Annotated in this window: 19 protein-coding genes; 5 read left to right on the forward strand and 14 right to left on the reverse strand. The window is 66.8% G+C overall.

Annotated features, from left to right (window positions below; genetic code table 11):
• Positions 1-93: 93 nt before the first annotated feature.
• Positions 94-1,416: a lytic transglycosylase domain-containing protein gene (locus F9929_RS00455; RefSeq protein ID WP_152044561.1), complete on the forward strand. Its 1,323-nt coding sequence runs from the start codon at positions 94-96 to the stop codon at positions 1,414-1,416.
• A gap of 82 nt (positions 1,417-1,498) precedes the next feature.
• Here the strand turns inward: F9929_RS00455 and dapD are convergent, their stop codons facing one another.
• Positions 1,499-2,353: a 2,3,4,5-tetrahydropyridine-2,6-dicarboxylate N-succinyltransferase gene (gene dapD, locus F9929_RS00460; RefSeq protein WP_152044562.1), complete on the reverse strand. Its 855-nt coding sequence runs from the start codon at positions 2,351-2,353 to the stop codon at positions 1,499-1,501.
• A 98-nt stretch (positions 2,354-2,451) separates the two neighbouring features.
• Here dapD and F9929_RS00465 point away from each other — a divergent pair, with 98 nt between their 5' ends.
• A complete protein-coding gene (locus F9929_RS00465; RefSeq protein ID WP_152044563.1) occupies positions 2,452-3,312 on the forward strand; it encodes an LOG family protein in 861 nt (286 codons plus the stop codon).
• 90 nt (positions 3,313-3,402) lie between these two features.
• The gene (locus F9929_RS00470) at positions 3,403-3,681 is read left to right on the forward strand and encodes a hypothetical protein (protein ID WP_152044564.1); all 279 of its coding nucleotides are present in this window, start codon (positions 3,403-3,405) and stop codon (positions 3,679-3,681) included.
• Between the two features lie 6 nt (positions 3,682-3,687).
• On the opposite strand, the gene F9929_RS00475 is transcribed toward F9929_RS00470, so the two are convergent.
• From F9929_RS00475 to F9929_RS00495, 5 genes are all read right to left on the reverse strand, one after another.
• Entirely contained in the window at positions 3,688-4,425 is a 738-nt protein-coding gene (locus F9929_RS00475; protein ID WP_152044565.1) for a pyrimidine 5'-nucleotidase, read from the reverse strand.
• A gap of 101 nt (positions 4,426-4,526) precedes the next feature.
• Complete coding sequence (locus tag F9929_RS00480; RefSeq protein WP_152044566.1) at positions 4,527-5,819, reverse strand: MFS transporter; 1,293 nt, start codon at positions 5,817-5,819, stop codon at positions 4,527-4,529.
• A gap of 127 nt (positions 5,820-5,946) precedes the next feature.
• The gene (argB, locus tag F9929_RS00485) at positions 5,947-6,840 is read right to left on the reverse strand and encodes an acetylglutamate kinase (RefSeq protein ID WP_152044567.1); all 894 of its coding nucleotides are present in this window, start codon (positions 6,838-6,840) and stop codon (positions 5,947-5,949) included.
• 77 nt (positions 6,841-6,917) lie between these two features.
• Entirely contained in the window at positions 6,918-8,846 is a 1,929-nt protein-coding gene (locus F9929_RS00490; RefSeq protein ID WP_152044568.1) for an AMP-binding protein, read from the reverse strand.
• Entirely contained in the window at positions 8,821-9,204 is a 384-nt protein-coding gene (locus tag F9929_RS00495) for a hypothetical protein (RefSeq protein ID WP_152044569.1), read from the reverse strand. Before F9929_RS00495 ends, F9929_RS00490 begins: the two co-directional genes overlap by 26 nt.
• Positions 9,205-9,240: 36 nt before the next feature.
• Here F9929_RS00495 and F9929_RS00500 point away from each other — a divergent pair, with 36 nt between their 5' ends.
• A complete protein-coding gene (locus F9929_RS00500; RefSeq protein WP_152044570.1) occupies positions 9,241-9,603 on the forward strand; it encodes a response regulator in 363 nt (120 codons plus the stop codon).
• Positions 9,604-9,615: 12 nt separating this feature from the next.
• Here F9929_RS00500 and F9929_RS00505 read toward each other — a convergent pair whose 3' ends face one another.
• The 7 genes from F9929_RS00505 to F9929_RS00535 all read right to left on the reverse strand — a co-directional run bounded on the left by F9929_RS00505 (position 9,616) and on the right by F9929_RS00535 (position 15,641).
• The gene (locus F9929_RS00505) at positions 9,616-10,407 is read right to left on the reverse strand and encodes a creatininase family protein (protein WP_152044571.1); all 792 of its coding nucleotides are present in this window, start codon (positions 10,405-10,407) and stop codon (positions 9,616-9,618) included.
• A complete protein-coding gene (locus F9929_RS00510; protein WP_210251287.1) occupies positions 10,404-10,769 on the reverse strand; it encodes a winged helix-turn-helix domain-containing protein in 366 nt (121 codons plus the stop codon). The genes F9929_RS00505 and F9929_RS00510 overlap by 4 nt, the downstream gene beginning before the upstream one ends.
• A gap of 38 nt (positions 10,770-10,807) precedes the next feature.
• Positions 10,808-11,938 carry a molybdenum ABC transporter ATP-binding protein gene (modC, locus tag F9929_RS00515; protein WP_152044572.1) on the reverse strand — a complete coding sequence of 377 codons (1,131 nt, stop codon included), beginning with the start codon at positions 11,936-11,938 and terminating at the stop codon, positions 10,808-10,810.
• On the reverse strand, positions 11,935-12,636 hold the full coding sequence (gene modB, locus F9929_RS00520; protein WP_152044573.1) for a molybdate ABC transporter permease subunit: 702 nt from the start codon (positions 12,634-12,636) through the stop codon (positions 11,935-11,937). The genes modC and modB overlap by 4 nt, the downstream gene beginning before the upstream one ends.
• A 43-nt stretch (positions 12,637-12,679) precedes the next feature.
• Positions 12,680-13,471, reverse strand: a complete 792-nt coding sequence (gene modA / locus F9929_RS00525; protein ID WP_152044574.1) for a molybdate ABC transporter substrate-binding protein — start codon at positions 13,469-13,471, stop codon at positions 12,680-12,682.
• 110 nt (positions 13,472-13,581) lie between these two features.
• Positions 13,582-14,694 (reverse strand): AbrB family transcriptional regulator, encoded by a 1,113-nt coding sequence (locus F9929_RS00530; RefSeq protein ID WP_152044575.1) that lies wholly within the window; start codon positions 14,692-14,694, stop codon positions 13,582-13,584.
• 5 nt (positions 14,695-14,699) lie between these two features.
• Positions 14,700-15,641: an NAD-dependent epimerase/dehydratase family protein gene (locus tag F9929_RS00535; protein WP_152044576.1), complete on the reverse strand. Its 942-nt coding sequence runs from the start codon at positions 15,639-15,641 to the stop codon at positions 14,700-14,702.
• Positions 15,642-16,002: 361 nt separating this feature from the next.
• Here F9929_RS00535 and mgtE point away from each other — a divergent pair, with 361 nt between their 5' ends.
• Positions 16,003-17,373: a magnesium transporter gene (mgtE, locus tag F9929_RS00540; RefSeq protein WP_152044577.1), complete on the forward strand. Its 1,371-nt coding sequence runs from the start codon at positions 16,003-16,005 to the stop codon at positions 17,371-17,373.
• A gap of 22 nt (positions 17,374-17,395) precedes the next feature.
• Here mgtE and F9929_RS00545 read toward each other — a convergent pair whose 3' ends face one another.
• Complete coding sequence (locus F9929_RS00545; RefSeq protein ID WP_152044578.1) at positions 17,396-18,802, reverse strand: deoxyribodipyrimidine photo-lyase; 1,407 nt, start codon at positions 18,800-18,802, stop codon at positions 17,396-17,398.
• Positions 18,803-18,892: the final 90 nt, after the last annotated feature.

The following is an 18,892-nucleotide window of genomic DNA, read 5'->3' on the forward strand; positions in this document are numbered from 1 at the left end:
TCATCCGGACGTGATCGGGGCGCCGGCTGCCTTCTGGCTGCCACTTTTCGCCACGATCGCTGACCGGGACACGCAACGGGCGCGGAGACAGGCATGCCAGCGGCACCGGGATCGATCGTTCGAGTGCTTTCCTCGCGAAAGCGCACCATCCGTCCCTTCGCCCTGGTGGCACTGGCAGCACCGCTTGCCCTCGGCGCCTGCGTCGCCGAAAACGACATGAAGAGTTCGGCGCTTGCGCCCAGGCACCAGCAGCCGGCGACGACCCCGACCGGCGGCCCCGATGCCTACGGCTATGCGCCGGTGCGGCTCGCCGCCCTCGGCGACGGTGCGCGCATCGCCCTGCCATCGACTCGCCCCGATCTCGCCAAGCTTCAAGCCGCGGCCCCGGCTGCGCCCGCCGCCGCCGCGACGGTCGCTCCGGCCAAACCCGAAACCGAACTCGCCGCCTTGAAGGCGGACGTGGAAGAGCGCCGCGCCGCGCTCGTGGTGCTCGGCGAAGGCAAGGGCGAACGCGTCGCCGTCGCGTCGCTCAAGCCCACCGAGGCCGAGACAGTGGTTCCGGCGCCCAAGCCGACCGTGATGGCGACCGCCAGGAACATCATCGATCCGCGCAAGTCCGTTCCCGCCGCGATCTCGGCTGTCGCCCATTCGGCCGACGCCGTGAAGGTCGCCGCGATCGACACCACCACCCGCGCCTTCGACGCCGTGCAAACGCGCATCGGCGATACGTTCAAAGGCGACGACACTGTGACCGGCAGCGCGTCCATGGATCGCATGATCGAGGAAGCGGCGGCCGACAACGGCATTCCGACCGAACTCGCCTATGCCGTGGTGCGCGTCGAAAGCCATTACCGCCCGGACGTGATCGGCGGCGGTGCTTATGGCCTGTCCCAGATCAAGCCGGCGACGGCTCGCGGCCTCGGCTATGATGGGCCGGCCAAGGGCCTCTTCGATCCCCAGACGAACCTGCGCTACGGAATGAAGTATCTCGCCGGCGCGTGGGAAAAGAGCGGCCACGACATCTGCGGCACGGCCATGCGCTACAAGGGCGGCCACCGCACCACGGTGATGAGCCGTTCGGCCGCCGCTTACTGCGCCAACGTCAAACGCCACATGGCCGCCATCAAGCGCAGCCGGGTGCCGGCATCGACGCTCGTCGCCTCCGCCGAGCCGCGCAAGCAGACCCCCGCCGTTCTGGCCGCCGCCGCCAAGCCGATCCACCGGGCGCCGCGCGCCGCCACCGTTCCCGCCGCGCCGGGCGGCATCGCGCTGGCGCTTGGGCAGACCGCGCCGTCGCCGAAGATCACGACCGTTGCCGATGCCGTGCCCGTGCCGACTGCCAAGGGCGGCCGGGTGCGCGTCTTCGCCGATGGCGAGGCCACCGCCAACAGCCGCTACGGCTACGCCGAGCAATAAAAAAGGCGCGGACCGCCCAAGCGGTCGCACCTTCGAGAGCATGATGAAACGGCGCGGTCGATCACCGCGCCGTTTCTGCATTTCAGCTCCGCAGAAGGTCGTTGATCGAGGTCTTGGAGCGGGTGCGCTCGTCCACGCGCTTCACGATCACCGCGCAGTAAAGGGCCGGTCCGGGCTCGCCGTTGCCCATCGCCTTGCCGGGCAGGGAGCCGGCGACGACCACCGAATAAGGCGGCACTTCGCCATAGGTGATCGAGCCCGTTTCGCGGTCGACGATCTTGGTGGACTGGCCGATGAAGACGCCCATGCCGAGCACCGAGCCTTCGCGCACGATGCAGCCCTCGACCACTTCCGAGCGCGCGCCGATGAAGCAATTGTCCTCGATGATGGTGGGACCTGCTTGAAGCGGCTCCAGAACGCCGCCGATGCCGACGCCCCCGGACAGATGCACATGCGCGCCGATCTGCGCGCAGGAGCCGACGGTGGCCCAGGTGTCGACCATCGTGCCCTCGCCGACGGACGCGCCGAGATTGACGAAGCTCGGCATCAGGATGGCGTTGCGGCCGATATGGGCCGAACGGCGCACCACCGCGCCCGGCACGACGCGAAAGCCGGCCTCGCGAAAGCGGTTCTCGTCCCAGCCGGCGAATTTGGACGGCACCTTGTCCCACCATGTCGCGCCGCCGGGGCCGCCTTCCACGACGCTCATGTCGTTGAGGCGGAAGGACAGAAGCACGGCCTTCTTCAGCCATTGATGCACCGTCCAGGTGCCGTCGTCCCCGCGCGAGGCGACGCGCGCCGCGCCGGTGTCGAGAAGGTTCAAGGCCGCCTCGACGGCCTCGCGAACCTCGCCGCCTGTCGAAGCGGAAATCGTGTCGCGCGCCTCGAAGGCGTTTTCGATCGTCCGCTCCAGGGCGGCGTGGCTTTCGGCCGGCATGACGTGTCCTTTTCCTCGCAAAGCGCGTTTCCCCTATGAGAAGGGCGATGGTGCGTCAACGAGGGTCGTGTCGCCAGGCCGAGAAGGAGAAGAGTGAGATGAGCGAACGGGAAGGCGGCGAACGGCGGCCGGATGGAAGCTGGGACCCATTTCCAGCCTCGCACGAGGATCGGCAAACGGCGAAGGTGAAGCCGGACACGGCGCAAACGCGCTCGCCCACCTATCGTCTCGCCTATGACGATCCGGACTTCCTTGCGAGCGAGGCGATGCGGGGCGTGCGCCTGCAACTCGAAATGATGAAGCCCGAACTGAAGCTGAAGGAAGAGGGCATCCTGTCCACCATCGTCCTGTTCGGCGGGGCGCGCATCCCAGAGCCCGGACGCCCCGCCTGGGCGGCACGCAACGAGGAACAGAAGAGGCGGCTCGAAGCCAATTCCCGTTACTACGACGAAGCGCGGCGTTTCGCGCGACTGGCTTCCCAGCATTCGGCCAATTCCTCAGGGGGCAAGGAATATGTGATCGTGACGGGCGGGGGACCCGGCGTGATGGAAGCCGGCAATCGCGGCGCGACCGATGTCGGGGCGGTGTCGATCGCGCTCAACATCACCCTGCCGCACGAGCAGATGCCGAATCCCTATGTGACGCCCGAACTCTCCTTCAATTTCCATTATTTCGCGCTACGCAAGATGCATTTCCTCCTGCGCGCCAAGGCCATCGCCATCTTTCCCGGCGGTTTCGGCACGATGGACGAACTCTTCGAGGGCCTGACGCTGATCCAAACGGGGCGCATGGCGAAGATGCCGGTGATCCTCTTCGGCGAAAGCTTCTGGCGGCGCGTCCTCGACTTCGAGTTCCTGGCCCAGGAAGGCACCATCGCCCCGGACGATCTCGCCCTCCTGACCTTCGTGGAAACGGCGGAAGACGGCTGGGCCTCGATCCGGAAATTCTATGGATTTTAGAAAGTTGGGAGCCTTCCCAGCCCGGCAACGTTTGCAACGTGAAGGAACGACGACAGGGCGGCCGATGAACGCTGCCCAAGGAAAGAGGACATGACCGACACCGATTCCGACATGATGCTGCGCCAGCAGAATCAGGACACGCCCCAGACGATCGATGGCCTCGGCCCCAAGGGTCCGGCCGATCTCGACGAGCGCGACGGCCGCGACCGCATGCAGGCCATGCGCGGAGTGCCGGCAGGGCCGGGGAGCCAGGACGGCGTGCTGCAGCAGAACACGCGCGGCATGTCCAGTGTGAAGGCTGCCAAGACGGGTGGCGCGCGCAAGGCCGGCGGCCTCGTGCGCAAGGGGCGCTCGCTCCTCGGAGCGTAGAGTTCCTTAAGGTAGGACACGGCGCAGGAAGGCGGCGAGGTCGTCGGTGACGAAGTCGATATGCTCGCCGCCGCGACCCTCATGCTCCCAGGATTCCGCGAAGGCATCGATGATCTCGCCCTCCAACGGTGCCGGCACGATCAGAACCGTTCGCATACCGAGTCGCCGGGGCGCTTCGAGATTGCGCGCCAGATCCTCGAACATCGCGGCGCGGGTGGGATCGAGCTTGAACTGGGCGACGAACTTCTCGTAGGTCGCGAGCGCCGGCTTCGGATTGAGGCCCGCGGCCACGATGTCGAAGATATCCTCGAACTCATCGAGAATGCCCAGCGCCCGCGCGGTGCGCTCGGCATGGCCGCGATCGCCGTTGGTGAAGATGAACTTGCGGCCGGGCAGGGCCTTGATCTCGGCGCCAAGCGCCGGATCGGCCGCGATCCCGGAATAGTCGATGTCGTGGACGAAACGCAGGAATGCGTCCGGGTCGATGTCGTGGACGTTCATCAGCCCGCGCAGCGTCGTGCCGTGCTCACGATAGAAGCTTTTCTGGATGCGTCGCGCCTCGTCGGCCGGCAGGCTCAGAAGCTCCGACACGAACTGCGTCATCCGCACGTCGATCTGCGAGAAGAGATCGGTGCGGCGCGGATAAAGCGTGTTGTCGAGATCGAAGATCCAGTTCTCGACATGGGCAAAGTCGGCGGGCGAAGCCTCGCGGGTCGTGGCGATGTCGGAGTTGTCGGCGGTCATGACCTTCGTCGAACACGGGTCCGAGTCCGGCGTCAACTCCCGGTGGACATGAAAAAGGGCGGCCCGTTCTCGGGACCGCCCTTCTTTGTTGTTCAACGGCTTCAGCGCAGGGCGCCGCGCGGGACCGCCAGAAGCGCGACGAAGGTGATCACCGCCGCCGCCGACATGTACCAACCGACCGCCGGCAGGCCGTAGCCGGAAGCCAGATAGGTGGCGATGGTGGGCGCCAGCGAAGCGCCGACGACGCCGCCGAGATTGAAGGTCAGCGAAGCGCCGGTATAGCGCACGTTCGTCGGGAAGAGTTCCGACAGCGCCGTGCCGAGCGGGCCATAGGTCAGGCCCATCAGCGAGAAGCCGACGATCTGGAAGATCGCGACGTCCATCAGCGTGCCCGCGCCGAAGAGCGGCTCGAACAGGAAGCCGAAGATGGCGATGGCGACGGTAGTGGCGAGCAGCGTGGCGCGCGGTCCGAAACGGTCGGCAGCGAGCGCCGACACCGGGATCGCCAAGCCGAAGAACACGACGCCGAGCATCTGCACGGGCAGGAACTGGCCGCGCGTATAACCGAGCGAGCTGGTGCCCCAGGACAGGACGAAGGTCGTCATCAGGTAGAAGAGCACGAAGGTCGCGAGCGCCCCGAACGTGCCGACCAGGAGATGGCGCTTGTAGTCGGCGAACACCGTCTTGAAGGGCACCGACACGCGCTCGTGCTTCTCGATCGCGCGCTTGAAGTCCGGCGTCTCATGGATCTTCAGGCGCACCCAAAGGCCGACGATCACGAGAAGCGCCGAGGCGATGAAGGGAATGCGCCAGCCGTAGGAGAAGAACTGCTCGTCCGTCATCACGTCGGACAGGATCAGGAAGGAGCCGGTGGCGCAGATGAAGCCGATCGGTGCGCCAAGCTGCGGGAACATGCCGTACCAAGCCTTGCGGCCGGGAGGGGCGTTCTCCGTCGCGAGCAGGACCGCGCCGCCCCATTCGCCGCCGAGGCCGAGGCCCTGGCCGATGCGGCAGAGCGTGAGAAGCAAGGGCGCCAGAACGCCGGCCGCCGCATAGGTCGGCAGAAGCCCGATGGCCACCGTCGACAGGCCCATGGTCATGAGCGCCGCCACCAGCGTCGCCTTACGGCCGATCCTGTCGCCGAAATGGCCGAACAAGGCCGCACCGATGGGCCGCGCGAAGAAGGCGACCGCGAAGGTCGCGAAGCTCTTCAAGGTCGCGGTGGAGGGATCGGCGCTCGGAAAGAAGAGCTGCGGGAAGACGAGAACCGCCGCCGTCGCGTAGATATAGAAGTCGAAGAACTCGATCGTCGTGCCGATGAGGCTTGCGAACAGGACGCGACGCTTGGAGTTGGCGGGGGCCGCTGTTTCGGCGGCAGGGGAGGCGACACTCACGGGGCGTGACTTTCGGAGTTGACGGCAGCGTAACGAGGGTTACGTTTCCGCCGCCGTACCGCAGGTTACGCCGTTTGACAAGGCGAGACCTGCCACGGTTGCCCGCGATTCGTGTCGGCAGAAGGCGTCAGCGAACGATCAGCGTGCCCGCGCCGTGTTCCGTCAGGAGCTCCAGAAGAACGGCGTGCCGCGTCTTGCCGTTGAGGATCACGACGCCCTCGACGCCGCGCTCCAGCGCGTCGATGCAGGTCTCGACCTTCGGGATCATGCCTCCCGAAATGGTGCCGTCGCGGATCAGCGCGCGGGCTTCGGAGACCGTCAGTTCCTTGATGAGCTCCTTGTTTTTGGTCAGAACGCCCGGAACGTCGGTGAGGAACAGGAGGCGGCTCGCCGACAGGGCGCCGGCGATGGCGCCGGCGAACGTGTCGGCATTGATGTTGTAGGTCGCGCCGTCGCGGCCCGGCGCAACGGGGGCGATCACCGGGATCATCTCGGAGCGGGCGAGAAGGTCGAGAAGCGTGCGGTCGATTTCCACCGGCTCGCCGACGAAGCCGAGGTCGAGAACGCGCTCGATGTTGGAATCGGGGTCGACGATGACCTTCTTGGCCTTTTCGGCGAAGACCATGTTGCCGTCCTTGCCGCAAAGGCCGATCGCCCATTCGCCCTCGGCGTTGATGAGGGCGACGATTTCCTTGTTGATGGAGCCGGCGAGAACCATCTCGACCACTTCCACCGTGCGCTGGTCGGTGACGCGAAGGCCGTGCTCGAAACGCGACTCGATGCCGAGCTTGGTCAGCATCGCGCCGATCTGCGGCCCGCCGCCATGAACGACGATCGGGTTGACGCCGGACTGCTTCAGAAGCGCGATGTCGCGGGCGAAGGCGCGGCCGAGATCGGCATTGCCCATGGCGTGGCCGCCATATTTCACCACCACGGTCTTGTGCTCGTAGGCCTGCATATAGGGCAGGGCCTGGGCGAGGAGTTCGGCTTGGGTCTCGCCGTGGGTCGACTGCGCTTCCATGTCGGTCTTGTCGCTCCGCGATGCTTCGGATCGGCGATGGGCAGCGTTTAGCGGCAATGCCGCGCTGCGGCAACCGATCAGCGAAAGGCGAGGGCGATCTCTTCCAGCGCGGCAGGGTCCTCGATGGTGGCGGGCACGTCGAAGGCTTCGCCGTCGAGAATGCGGCGGATGGAGCCGCGCAGGATCTTGCCCGAGCGCGTTTTGGGCAGGCGCTCCACGAAGACGACACGCCGGAAGGCCGCGACCGGGCCGACCGCCTCGCGGATGGCGGAAACGAGCCCCGCCGCGATCTCCTCCAGAGGTGCATTCTCGCCCGGCTTCACCACCACGAGACCCACCGGCACTTCGCCCTTCAACTCGTCGCGCGCGCCCACCACCGCGCATTCGGCGACGCTCCGGTGGGCGGACAGAACGTCCTCCATCTCGCCGGTGGACAGGCGATGGCCGGACACGTTGATCACGTCGTCGGTTCGCCCGAGCACCGACACGACGCCGTTCTCGTCCATGCGGCCGGCATCCGAGGTCGAGTAATAGCCGGGAAACTCGGCGAGATAGGTCTGCCGGAACCGCTCGTCGGCGTTCCAAAGCGTCGGTAGGGCGCCCGGCGCCAGCGGCAGCTTCAGGGCGATGGTGCCCGTCTCGTTCGCGGGGACGGGCTTCCCTTCGGCATCCAGCACCTCCAGGCGGTGGCCGGGCACCGCGACGCCGGGACGGCCGACCGGGATGTCCAGAGGCCCAAGGCCGAGCGGATTGGCGGCGATCGGCCAGCCGATCTCCGTTTGCCACCATTGGTCGAGAACCGGCTTTCTGAGAGCCTTGCGCGCCCATCCCACCGTGGCCGTGTCCGAATGCTCGCCCGACATGAACAGGGCGCGAAAACGCGACAGGTCGTAGCATGCAGGCAGGATGCCGTCCGGGTCCTCGCGCCGGATGGCGCGCACGGCGCTCGGCGCGGTGAAGGCGGAAACGGCCCCATGTTCGGCGATGAGCCGCCAGAACGCGCCGGCATCCGGCGTGCCGGTCGGCTTGCCCTCGTAGAGGATGCCGGTGCCGCCAGCAATCAGCGGCCCGTAGACGATAAAGGAATGGCCCACCACCCAGCCGAGATCGGAGGCGGCGAAGAAGGTCTCGCCGGGCCTGACGCCATAAACCGCTTCCAGCGCGTAGGTGATCGCGACCATATGGCCGCCATTGTCGCGCACGATGCCCTTCGGCCGCCCGGTGGTGCCGGAAGTGTAAAGGACGTAAAGCGGATCGGTGGCGAGAAGCGGGGTGCAGAGAACGTCCCCTCCCGCCATCTGCGCCTCGGCCTGCAATTGGCGCCAGTCGTGGTCGCGGCCGGGCATGAGGTCTGCCTGGAGTTCCGGCCGCTGCAGCACGATGGTGGCTTGCGGCGGGTGGCGGCTCATTTCCACCGCCTTATCCGCCAAAGGTTTATAGGGAACGACGCGCGCCGGCTCGATGCCGCAGGATGCGGTGAGAAGGAGCTTCGGGGCTACGTCGTCGATGCGGTGGGCGAGTTCGCGCGCCGCGAAGCCGCCGAAGACCACGGAATGCACCGCGCCGATGCGGGCGCAGGCGAGCATGGCGACGGCGGCTTCCGGCACCATCGGCATGTAGATCACCACGCGGTCGCCCTTGCCCACGCCGAAACGCTTCAGTACGGCGGCAAACGCCTTCACCTCGCTGAGAAGCCGCGCATAGGTGAAGTGTTGCTTCGAGCCGGTGACGGGCGAATCGTGGATCAGCGCGACCCGTGTTCCCCGTCCCGCCGCGACGTGGCGGTCGAGCGCGTTGTGGCAGGTGTTGCAGACGGCGTCGGGAAACCAGCGGCCATAAGGACCGGCATCGGGCTCGAAGATGCGGCGCGGCGCCTCGAACCAGTCGATCCCCTTCGCCCTCCCCGCCCAGAAACGCAGCGGATCGGCGGCCCAGCCATCGTAGGCGCGGCGATAGGACACGTTCAGGTCTTCGGAAGCGCTATCGGCGAAGGCCGCGACGGACATCGGAAAAGAGCAGTGTTGTTGCACTGCAGCAATCTAGACCATTCCGGGCGCAGGCGCAAAGCGCGCGCGATACCGCTTGCGCGACTTGCGCATGGCTTTCGGAAATTTTCGTTTTACCCTGGAACCAAATCGGGATCGCGGCATTACGCCTGTTACGCAATTCGAAACTGATAGCTGTAGAGTTGCGGATGCTGTTTCGAGGGGTGCTATCGAGCGGCTCGGTGCCCGGAACCGTCAAGGCTTCGGTCGTCGTCGCTCGGAACGCGGAAACGCTCCGCACAGGTGACGTGTCGATGTTGATTGAAACCACGGTCTCCGTTTGGCCGCGTCGTTCCAGGTCCCGAACGGGATCGTCCATTTCGCGCGTTCCCGGCGTTCGGGCTTGTTTAGTCCCATGAAGGGCCTTCGCATACTGATCGTCGAGGACGAACTGATCCTCGCCATGGATCTCGAAGACGTCCTGACCGACGCGGGATACGAGGTGGTCGGGCTCGCCGCCGACATGCACCAGGCCCTGAAGATCGCGGCGTCCGAAAAGCCCGACATCGCCATCATGGACGTCAATCTGGCGCGCGGCACGAACGGGGTCGAAACGGCCCGCCGGCTGCGCCTCGACCTCGATGTGCCGTCGCTCTTCGTCAGCGGCAATCTCGATCCCAAGACGCGTGCCAACGCGGCCGATTGCAAGCCGCTCGGCTTCGTGCCCAAGCCCTTCTCGCACAACGATCTCCTCGCCCATCTCAAGATGGCCTGCTGAGACCGTATTCCTTCAGGAGAAGAGGGGCGCTTTCGCGATATCGCGCAGGAGCCGCAGGAGCCTCTTCACCTGATGAAGGGCGATCTGCCGGCCCGTTTCGGCGCTCGCCTTCGTTGCATTGCCGACGACGCCTTGGTGGTTGATGTCGCTGGCGATCCAGGAATAGCCGAAAGGCCCGGTCGGCCGCAGCAACTCGTAGTGCCCTTCCGCGTCCTCAAAGGACGAGCGGAAATTCTCGGCTCTGGTCATATCCACGAGTTCGGGCCGAAAGTGCAGCATCAAGGCGGTCTCGACCTCGCCGCCATGAATGCCGAAGCGCTGCTCGTCCGCCGAGATCAGGCCATCGGGCAGGCCGAACCGACCCCAGGAACTCTTCACCGCCAGCATCTTCGCGCGCACCCGAAGCTCGCGCGCCACGATCCCCATCACCTCCTCGTTGCCGCCATGGGAGGTAACGAACACGATCTTGCCGATCCCGGCGCGCGCGACGCAAAGGCCGATCTGCGTCCACGCTTCGATCAGCAGTTGAGCGGACAGGCTCAACGTTCCGGCGGCATAGTCGTGCTCGTTCGACTTGCCGACCGTCTGGACGGGGAGCGCGAGGAAGCTCATAGGCTCGTCGCCGGCTTCTTCAATGAGCGTTTGCAGCATCCCTTCCGCGATCATCGTATCGGTGCCGAGTGGCAGGTGCGGCCCGTGCTGCTCCACCGCCGCGATCGGCAGGATCGCGATCATGGCGGCCGGGTCGAGAGTGGCGAAATCGGCGGTCTTCATCTCCGCCCACCAGCGGGTCCGCGTGGTCATGGCTTGGCGAGCGCCGCTTCGATGCGGCCGAGTTCGGCCTCGGCAGAGGTTGAGGCCTTGCGCTCGGCATCGCGATACAGCGCGACGACGCTGAGGCCGAGCGGCGTCAGGGCCGCGCCGCCCCCGCCGCTTCCCCCGCCGCGCGCGGCGACCAACGGGCTTTCGAACATGCGGTTCACCTCGTCCACGAGAAGCCATGCGCGGCGATAGGACATGCCGAACTCGCGCCCGGCCGCAGCGATGGAGCCCTGCCGGCCGATCGCTTCCAGAAGCGAGACCTTGCCATGGCCGAGCCGCCCGCCTTGCGGAAAGTCCAAACGAAGCGTGATCCGGGTTGCCATGGTGTCGTTCGCCATAGGCATGGAGTTTCCTTCAAGGCCTTCCTCGTCAAGCCCGAAGTTCACGGGTCGATCTCGCGATCGAGGGAAACCGCCGGCTTTACACCGGAGCGGCGGTCGAAGGACACGGCTTTCAGGATGGCGTGGACCGGCAGGCCGATGTGAAGGCCGAGGGCGTCGAAGGAGCGCCGCGTGATGCGGGCGAGAAGCTCCTGACCCTCGCAATCGAGCCTGACATCCATGCCTGCCGCGCCTTCGGCCGAAAACCCGCGAATCGTCACGGGCAGGACGTTGAGGGCGCTGATGCCCGTCGCTAGCGCTCCCGTCGCCAGCATCACGTCGCGGGCGCGCACCCTCAGCCGCACGGGGGCTCCGGGATGGGCCTCGAAACGCGGCAGGAAAAGGCGGGCCGCGCCGACCCGCGCGAGCGTGAGGCCATAAGCCTCGTCGTGCTCTTCCACGACCGCGTCGAGCGAGCGGCCGATTTCAGCTTCCGCGCCCGCCGGCAGAAGGTCGAGCCGGCCGAGCACTTCTTCCGGCGGCCCTTGCGCAACGACGCGGCCCCCATCGAGCGCCACCATGTCGGTGCCGAGGCGCAGGACCTCGCCCACCGAATGGCTGACATAAAGGATCGGCAGGCCTGCCTCGTCGCGCAACCGCTCGATATGCGGCAGAACCTCGGCCTTGCGCGCTTCGTCCAGCGCCGCGAGCGGCTCGTCCATGAGAAGAAGGCGCGGGCGCGACAGGAGAGCGCGCCCGATCGCGACGCGCTGGCGCTCGCCGCCGGACAATCCGGCGGGGCGGCGGTCGAGCAAATGGCCGATGCCCAGAAGCTCCACCACCCGGTCGAACTCGCCCGCGTCGCCCGAGCGCCGCCTGCCCGCGAAGCGCCGTCCGAAGCCGAGATTGGTGCGAACGCTCATATGCGGAAAAAGCCGCGCGTCCTGAAACACGTAGCCGATCCGCCGGCGATGGGGCGGCAGGAAGATGCCTTGGCTGGTGTCCGCGAAGACCGTGCCCTCCGCCTCGATCCGCCCATCGTCCGGCCGCGATAGGCCGGCGACGAGATCGATGAGCGAGGTCTTGCCCGAGCCGGAGCGGCCGAAGATCGCGGTCAGCCCCGCCTTGGCGGTGAAGCGCGTGTCGAGACGGAACGCGCCGAGCCGGCGACGAACATCCACCGTGATCGTCATGCGGGGGACAAACGGCGCGCGATGCGGGCGGCGAGGAGTTCGGAGGCGAGAAGCGCGCCCATCGAGATCGCGACGGAAATCAGGGTCAGGCGCATCGCGCCTTCCTCGCCGCCCGGCACCTGCGTGAAGGCGTAGATCGCGGATGGCAGGGTCTGCGTTTCGCCGGGAATGCTGGACACGAAGGTGATGGTCGCCCCGAACTCGCCCATGGATTTGGCAAAGCACAGGATCATGCCGGCGACGATGCCCGGCAGGACGAGCGGCAGCGTGACGGTGGCGAAAACGGCGAGCGGCGGCGCGCCGAGCGTCGAGGCAGCCGCTTCCAGCCGCCGGTCCACCGCCTCGATCGACAGGCGGATGGCCCGCACCAGAAGCGGAAAGGCCATCACGGCGGCGGCCAGAACCGCGCCCGTCCATCGAAACGAGAAGACGAGGCCGAGATGCTCGGCGAGAAAAGCCCCCGCCCATCCGCGCCGCCCGAAGGACACGAGAAGGAGATAGCCGGTAACCACCGGCGGCAGGACGAGGGGCAGATGCAAGAGGCCGTTGAGGAGCGCCTTGCCGGGAAAGTGCCCGCGCGCCAGAAGAAGCGCGACGAGAAGGCCGGGCGGCAGGCTCGCCAGCGTGGCAATGGAGGCGACGCGCAGCGACAAGCGCATGGCCTCCATCTCTTCCGGGCTCAAGGCCAGCCAGTCCATCCGCGTTTCGCCCGTTCCGATCCCGCGGATGCGTTCTGCGACGCTACGGGAGAACCGTAAAGCCCTGGCGCTCGAAGAGGCCCTTGGCCTCCGCGCTCTTCAGAAAGTCGAGAAAGCCTTGGGCGTCCTTGTTCTGCGCCGAAGCGGTGAGGGCGACGGGATAGACGATGGCGGGATGGCTGTCGGCAGGGAAGGTGCCGACCACCGCCACGCCATTGTCGGCCGCCGCGTCGGTCTTGTAGACGATGCCGAGCGGGGCCTCGCCGCGCGACACGAGAAGCAGCGCGGCGCGCACGTTCTCGGCCTCCGCGATCCTGGTGGAAACGCTGTCCCAGACGCCGAGCTTCTCCAGCGCCGCCTTGCCGTATTTGCCGGCGGGCACGGACGCGACGCTGCCCATCGCGAGGCGGCCGTCCTTCAAGGATGCGGCGAGGGGAAAGCCCGGCTTGATGTCGATCGGCGTGGCATTGTCGGCCGGCGCGACGAGAACGATGGAATTGCCGAGAAGCGAGGTCCGGCTGTCCGCCTTGATGAGGTCCTTCTTTGCGAGCGCGTCCATCCAGTCGAGATCGGCCGAAAAGAAGATGTCGGCCGGCGCGCCAGCCTCGATCTGCTTGGCGAGTGCGGAAGAGGCCGCATAGGAGACGGTCGCCGTCTTGCCGCTGGTTTTGGTCCAGGCCGCGTTGATGTCGTCGAGCGCGTTCTTCAGGCTGGCGGCCGCGAAGACGGTCGGGCCTTTTTCCTGCGCGAGCGCCGGCAGGCTCGGGCCTAAGGACAGGCTGGCGAGGGCCGCGAGCCCGAAAATTCGTGCGAGGACGGTACGGCGCGACGTCATGAGGGCTTCTCTCCCGATGATTCCAAGCGGAATATTCGAAGAGATATAGCGGTCTCGTGTGCTGGGAAAGCCGAAGTCTTCGCGTTTGGCGGGTCGTGTTCGCCTTTTCGTCAGTTTTCGCCGTCCAAGGCTTTCGTTCGGGCGATATGCCGGTCGGCGGCGAATTTCGCCACCGCCGGTCCGCCGATCATCACCACGATGAAGCGAAGGGTTTGCAGAGCCATCACGAAGGGCTGGTCGACATTGGAGGAGGAGGCGATGATGGCGATGGAATCCATGCCGCCGGGGCTCGTCGCGAGATAGGCCGTCACCGGCTCGATCCCTGCGAAGTAAACCAGGAGCCAGGCGAGGCCGCCGCAAAAGGCGATCAGCACCAGCATGGCGGCAAGGATGCTCGGCAGGGCTTTTCGCGCGGCGACCACCGTTTCGCGCGTGAAGTTCAAGCCGATGCGCCAGCCGATCACCGCGAAGGCGAGGCCGAGGACGATCTGGGGCGGAAGCGGGTCGAAGACGCCGGCGATGTTGAGACAAGCGCCCAGAACCAAGGGCCCGAGCAGCCCGCCCGCCGGCAAGCGCGTCAACCGGCCGAGAAGGGTGCCGCCCACTGCAACGCCGAGCGTTCCGGCAAGATGGAGCCAGTCGATCGCGAGAAGGTCGCTGAGCGGCGGCGGACCGCCGCTTCGCCCCGCAAAAAGGAGCGACAGAACGGAGGCGATCCCGGCGACGCACACGACCCGCGTATAGGTCATCACCGCGACCAGCCGCGCGTCGGCGCCATAGGCCTGCGCCATGATCACCATCGCGCTCGCCGCGCCCGGCGAGGAGCCCCAGACAGCCACGGTGCCGGGCAGGATCTGCCAGCGGCTGAGGGTGTATCCGATCAAAGCGCTGACGGCGACCGTCGCGCCCGTCACCGCCAGGAAGATCGGCCAGTCGGAGGCGATCCTTCCGAGCGTCGAGGCATGGATGGACGAGGCCATCAGGCAGCCGACGATCGCCTGCGCCGCCACGAAGGGCGCGTTGCCGATCTTCAGCGGGCGCCCGGTGGTGGACACGACGATGCCCGCCACCATGGGTCCGAGAAGCAGGGCGGCCGGAAGGCCGACGAGTTCCAGAACAACAACCAGGATCGCCGACAGAAGGAGAAGCAGGAGCCAGCGTCCCCATGGCTGCGGGGCCTTCGGGGTGGCGGGCGTCGTCGGGGGCGGAAGCTCGCTCGTCATTTGGCCTAGATGCTCCCCTCGGCCATCATCTCCTGCAGCGTTTCGCGCGCGATGCCGGGCTGCCATCCGAGCTTGCCGCGGATCGCGCCATTGTCGAGAACGAGGCTCTGCCGCAGCCTTTCCCAGGCCTTGCCATTGGCGCCAAGCCGCGCCGCCATGCCGAGAAGCGCGCTCGGGGCCGGAAGTATGCCGGGTTTGCGGCCGAGCCCTTCGCGAAGCGCGGCCACGATGTCCGCCGGCGTCAGCGGCCCGTCGTCGGCAACGAGAAAGGTTTCGCCGGCCGCTTCGTCCCGCGTCAGGGCAAGCGCGATGGCGCGGGCGAGGCTGTCGACGCCGATGAGGCTGCGCGGCTTTCCGAGGCCCCCCAAGGGAAGGGGCAGGGGAAGGCGTGCGAGCCTTGCCAGCGTCGCGACCGCGTTGCGCCCGCCGGGGCCGAACACGGCGGCGGGGCGAAGCACGCAAGCGGTGGTTCGATCCTGTTCGCCAAGCGCCTGCCAAAGCGCGTCCTCGCCTTCGGCCTTGGAGCGGGCATAGGGCGTTTGCGGCTGCAACGGATCGGTTTCGCGCGACCGCGCGCGCGTCGTCGCGCCATGCACCGACGCGCTGCCGACGAGAACCACGCGGCGCACTCCCTCCGTCACCGCGCGCCGGGCGAGCGCGGCCGTTCCCGCGACATTGGCGTGGCGAAGCGCGGCGAGATCGCTCGCCGCCGGATCGCCGCGCATCGGGTTGAGCGCGGCGAGATGGGCGATCGCCTCGATGCCTTCGGGGAAGGAAGAGAAGGTGTCGATCCCGGCGAGGTCGGCCGGTCCGACGAAGGATGGGAATTTCGCGCTTCCCCCGTCCTGCCCCCGCCGCAGAAGCACAAGGTCGTGGCCCTCCGCCGCCAGCCTCTCCACGAGATGGCGCCCGACGAAGCCGCCGGCTCCGGTGACGAGAATCCTCACGACGGGCGAAGGGCCGGCGGGGCCGGGCGGATGGCGAAACGGGAAAGCTGATCCATGCGCTTCCTGTCGTCCACAGGCAGGAAGAGGTCAAGCATCAGGCGCGGGTGTCGCATGGTGCCCGAGCCTTGCGAAAATGAAATTCCTGCAATGCGTTCGCGCCGGCTTGGAACGCGGGCAGGCGAGGCGTATGTTCTTGCCCGTCCGCCAAGGGTTCGCCCTTCCCGGACCCTTTCCCGAACGGAACCTCAACCCCCATGCCAAGCGACCCTAGTCGATTGTCGTCGCCGCGCGCGGTTTCCGCCGGATAAGCCTTTCACGAGGGCTTTTCCGGGGCACCGAACGCGGCGCCCGGAGAAACCCGATGCAAGACATCCTCGAACTGGAGCGCGTCTCCAGCACCGACCTCGTGGCCGATCGCCTTCGCGGCACCCATGTCGCCGATATCGTCCACAGCCTCAACGAAATGCCGGTGGCCGAGGCTTCCGGCCTTCTCGCCCGCTTGTCCGTGGACGAGGCGGCCGAGGTCTTCGACCATGCCGATCTCGCCCGGCCGGACGCTCTTCTGGCCTTGGCCGAGCCGATATTCGCCGCCGCGATCCTCGACGCCATGGCGGCCGACCGGCTGGCCGATCTGTTCCGCGACATGGAGGAGCCGCCGCGAACCCGCCTTCTGGCGCTTCTGAAACCCGATGCCCGCGCTGTCATGGACCGGCTGCTTCTCCACGAGGAGAACAGCGCGGGCAGCCTGATGACGACGGAATTCCTGTCGGTTCCGGCCACATGGACCGTTGCGGAAACGCTGCGCCACATTCGCGCCGTGGAGAAGACGCGCGAGACGATCTACGCGATCTACGTCCTTGACCCGATCACCCGCCGGCTCGACAAGGCCGTGTCGCTGCGCCGTCTCATCTCGGGCGATCCGGCGGCGCTCGTCGGTTCGCTCGCGCGCCATGACCGGCCAATCACGGTCGGCCCGGAGGCCGATCGCGAGGAGGTGGCGCGGCTGATCTCGCGCTACGATCTCCTCGCCATTCCGGTGGTGGACGAGAAGAACCGCGTCCTCGGCATCGTCACGGTGGACGACGTGATGCGCGCCATGGCCGAGGCCACCACGGAAGACACCCATCGCTTCGGCGGCATGGAAGCGCTGGACGAGCCTTATTCGCGGATCGGTTTTGCCGAGATGCTTCGCAAGCGTGCCGGCTGGCTCGCCATCCTGTTCCTGTCCGAGATGCTGACGGCAAGCGCCATGCAGTATTTCGAGACGGAGCTGGAAAAGGCGGTGGTGCTGACGCTCTTCATCCCGCTCATCATGAGCTCGGGCGGCAATTCGGGCAGCCAGGCGACCTCCCTCATCATCCGCGCGCTGGCGCTTGGGGAGTTGCGCCTGCGCGATTGGTGGCGCGTGGCTTTGCGCGAAGCACCGACGGGCATGGCGCTCGGCGCTTTTCTCGGGCTCATCGGCTTGGCGCGCATCGCCCTTTGGCAGGAGGCCGGTATCTACGACTACGGCCCGCATTGGATGCTGGTAGGGCTGACGGTCTCCTTGGCGCTGGTGGCGATCGTCACCTTCGGCTCGCTCGCCGGCTCCATGCTGCCCTTCGCCCTGAAGCGCCTCGGCTTCGATCCGGCCAGCGCTTCGGCGCCGTTCGTGGCGACCCTCGTCGATGTGTCGGGCCTCGTGATCTACTTCTCGGTCGCGATCCTGGTGCTCGGCGGCACTCTCTTGTGAAGAGCGCGCGGGCGGGGCGGCGTCATTCCGCCCCGGTCTCCTTTTCCGCCGCGCAAAGCGCTTCGACGGTCTTCACGTAAGCGTCCTTGTCGAACTTCTTCAGCGTGTTCTCGCTCTGGTATCGCACCGTGCCGAAGATCGGCCGGCGCGCCCAGGGGCGGTCGTGGAGGCCGTAGACCCAAGCGACATTGGTGAAGGAGTTCGGGTCGCGCCCGTCGAGGAAATAGCGGTTGTTCAGGCGAAGCGTGCGATCGAAGCCTTCTTCGGGCGAGTGCGACCATTCGAGGATCTTCTTGCCCCAATACATTCGCAGGTGATTGTGCATGAAACCTGTTTCGCGCATCTCCGCCATCGCCGCGTTCCAATAACGGTCGTGGGTGCGGCCTTGGACAAGTTCCTCGTCCGAGTAGAGATGCGGCCGCTTGTCCTTGGCATGGGTTTCGAGGGCCTTTCTCGCCCATTCCGGCACGGCGTCCTCGTAGCGGTCGTAGCCTTCGCGAAAGAAGACGTGGTTCATCGCGAGTTCCCGGCGCACCACCACTTCCTCGACATAAGCCGCCTTGTCCTCCTCGCCGCCTTGTTTGGCGGCGCGCACGGCGAGCGCGATCTCGGCGGGCGAAATCTGCCCGAAATGAAGGTAGGGGCTCATATGCGAGGCCGCGCCCGCTTCCGGCCGGCCGCGATTGGTGCCGTAATCGGCGAAGGGGCCGTCGAGATAGGCCTGAAGCCGTCGCCACGCTTCCCCTTCGCCGCCCCGGAAGCGCTTCACCGGCGGCACCGAACGATCGAGGTCCATGCCGGCCAGAACCGCGTCGGGGTCCGAGATGTCGATCTCGCTTTTGAGACGGAGGCTCTCGGCCGAATGCTTCACCTTCGCCTGGGGCAGAGGGTGGAGGAAGGCCTCGATCTGCCGCCCGATCTTCGGGCGCAGCGTTCTTGCCGCATGTTCGTGATGGTCGGAGGCGATCTCCACCGGCACCACCACGTCGCCTTCGACCTGCACGATCCGAACGTCCGTTCTGTCCACGATCTCGCGGTACCAGCGCTTCTGGATCGTGAGATATCCCCGGTCGAGCACCAGGATCGCCGCCTTCTTCGACAGCTCCACCGCGAGCTCGGCCGGCGAGCATTTGCGCATCACGAAGCCGATGCCGCGCTTCTTGAGACCCGCCGCCGCTTCGCTGAGGCCTTGCAGCAGAAAGGCGTAATGGCGGGCATTGGCTTCCGGAAAGCCGTTCGAACCATCGAGAAGCCCGAAGCACGCGACCACCGGCAGGCCGAGGCGGTTGGCTTGCGCGACGGCCACTTCCAGCGCCGGGTTGAACCCGGATCGATTGGCCTGTTGCAGAAGGTAAAGGACGTAAGCCCCCTTCTCGGCTGCCGGCCTGTCCGCCAGCACCTTGATGCGCCCGTCCTCGACCCCCGTCATCGCCCGCACTCCCCGCAAACTCCGGCAAGATGGCGCTTGGGCGGCTAAGGGCCAGATGTCGCTCTAGGAATCGCGCTGCGGCATTCTAGA

This window comes from Aureimonas psammosilenae (assembly GCF_009176975.1).
Classification (GTDB): Bacteria; Pseudomonadota; Alphaproteobacteria; order Rhizobiales; family Rhizobiaceae; genus Plantimonas; species Plantimonas psammosilenae.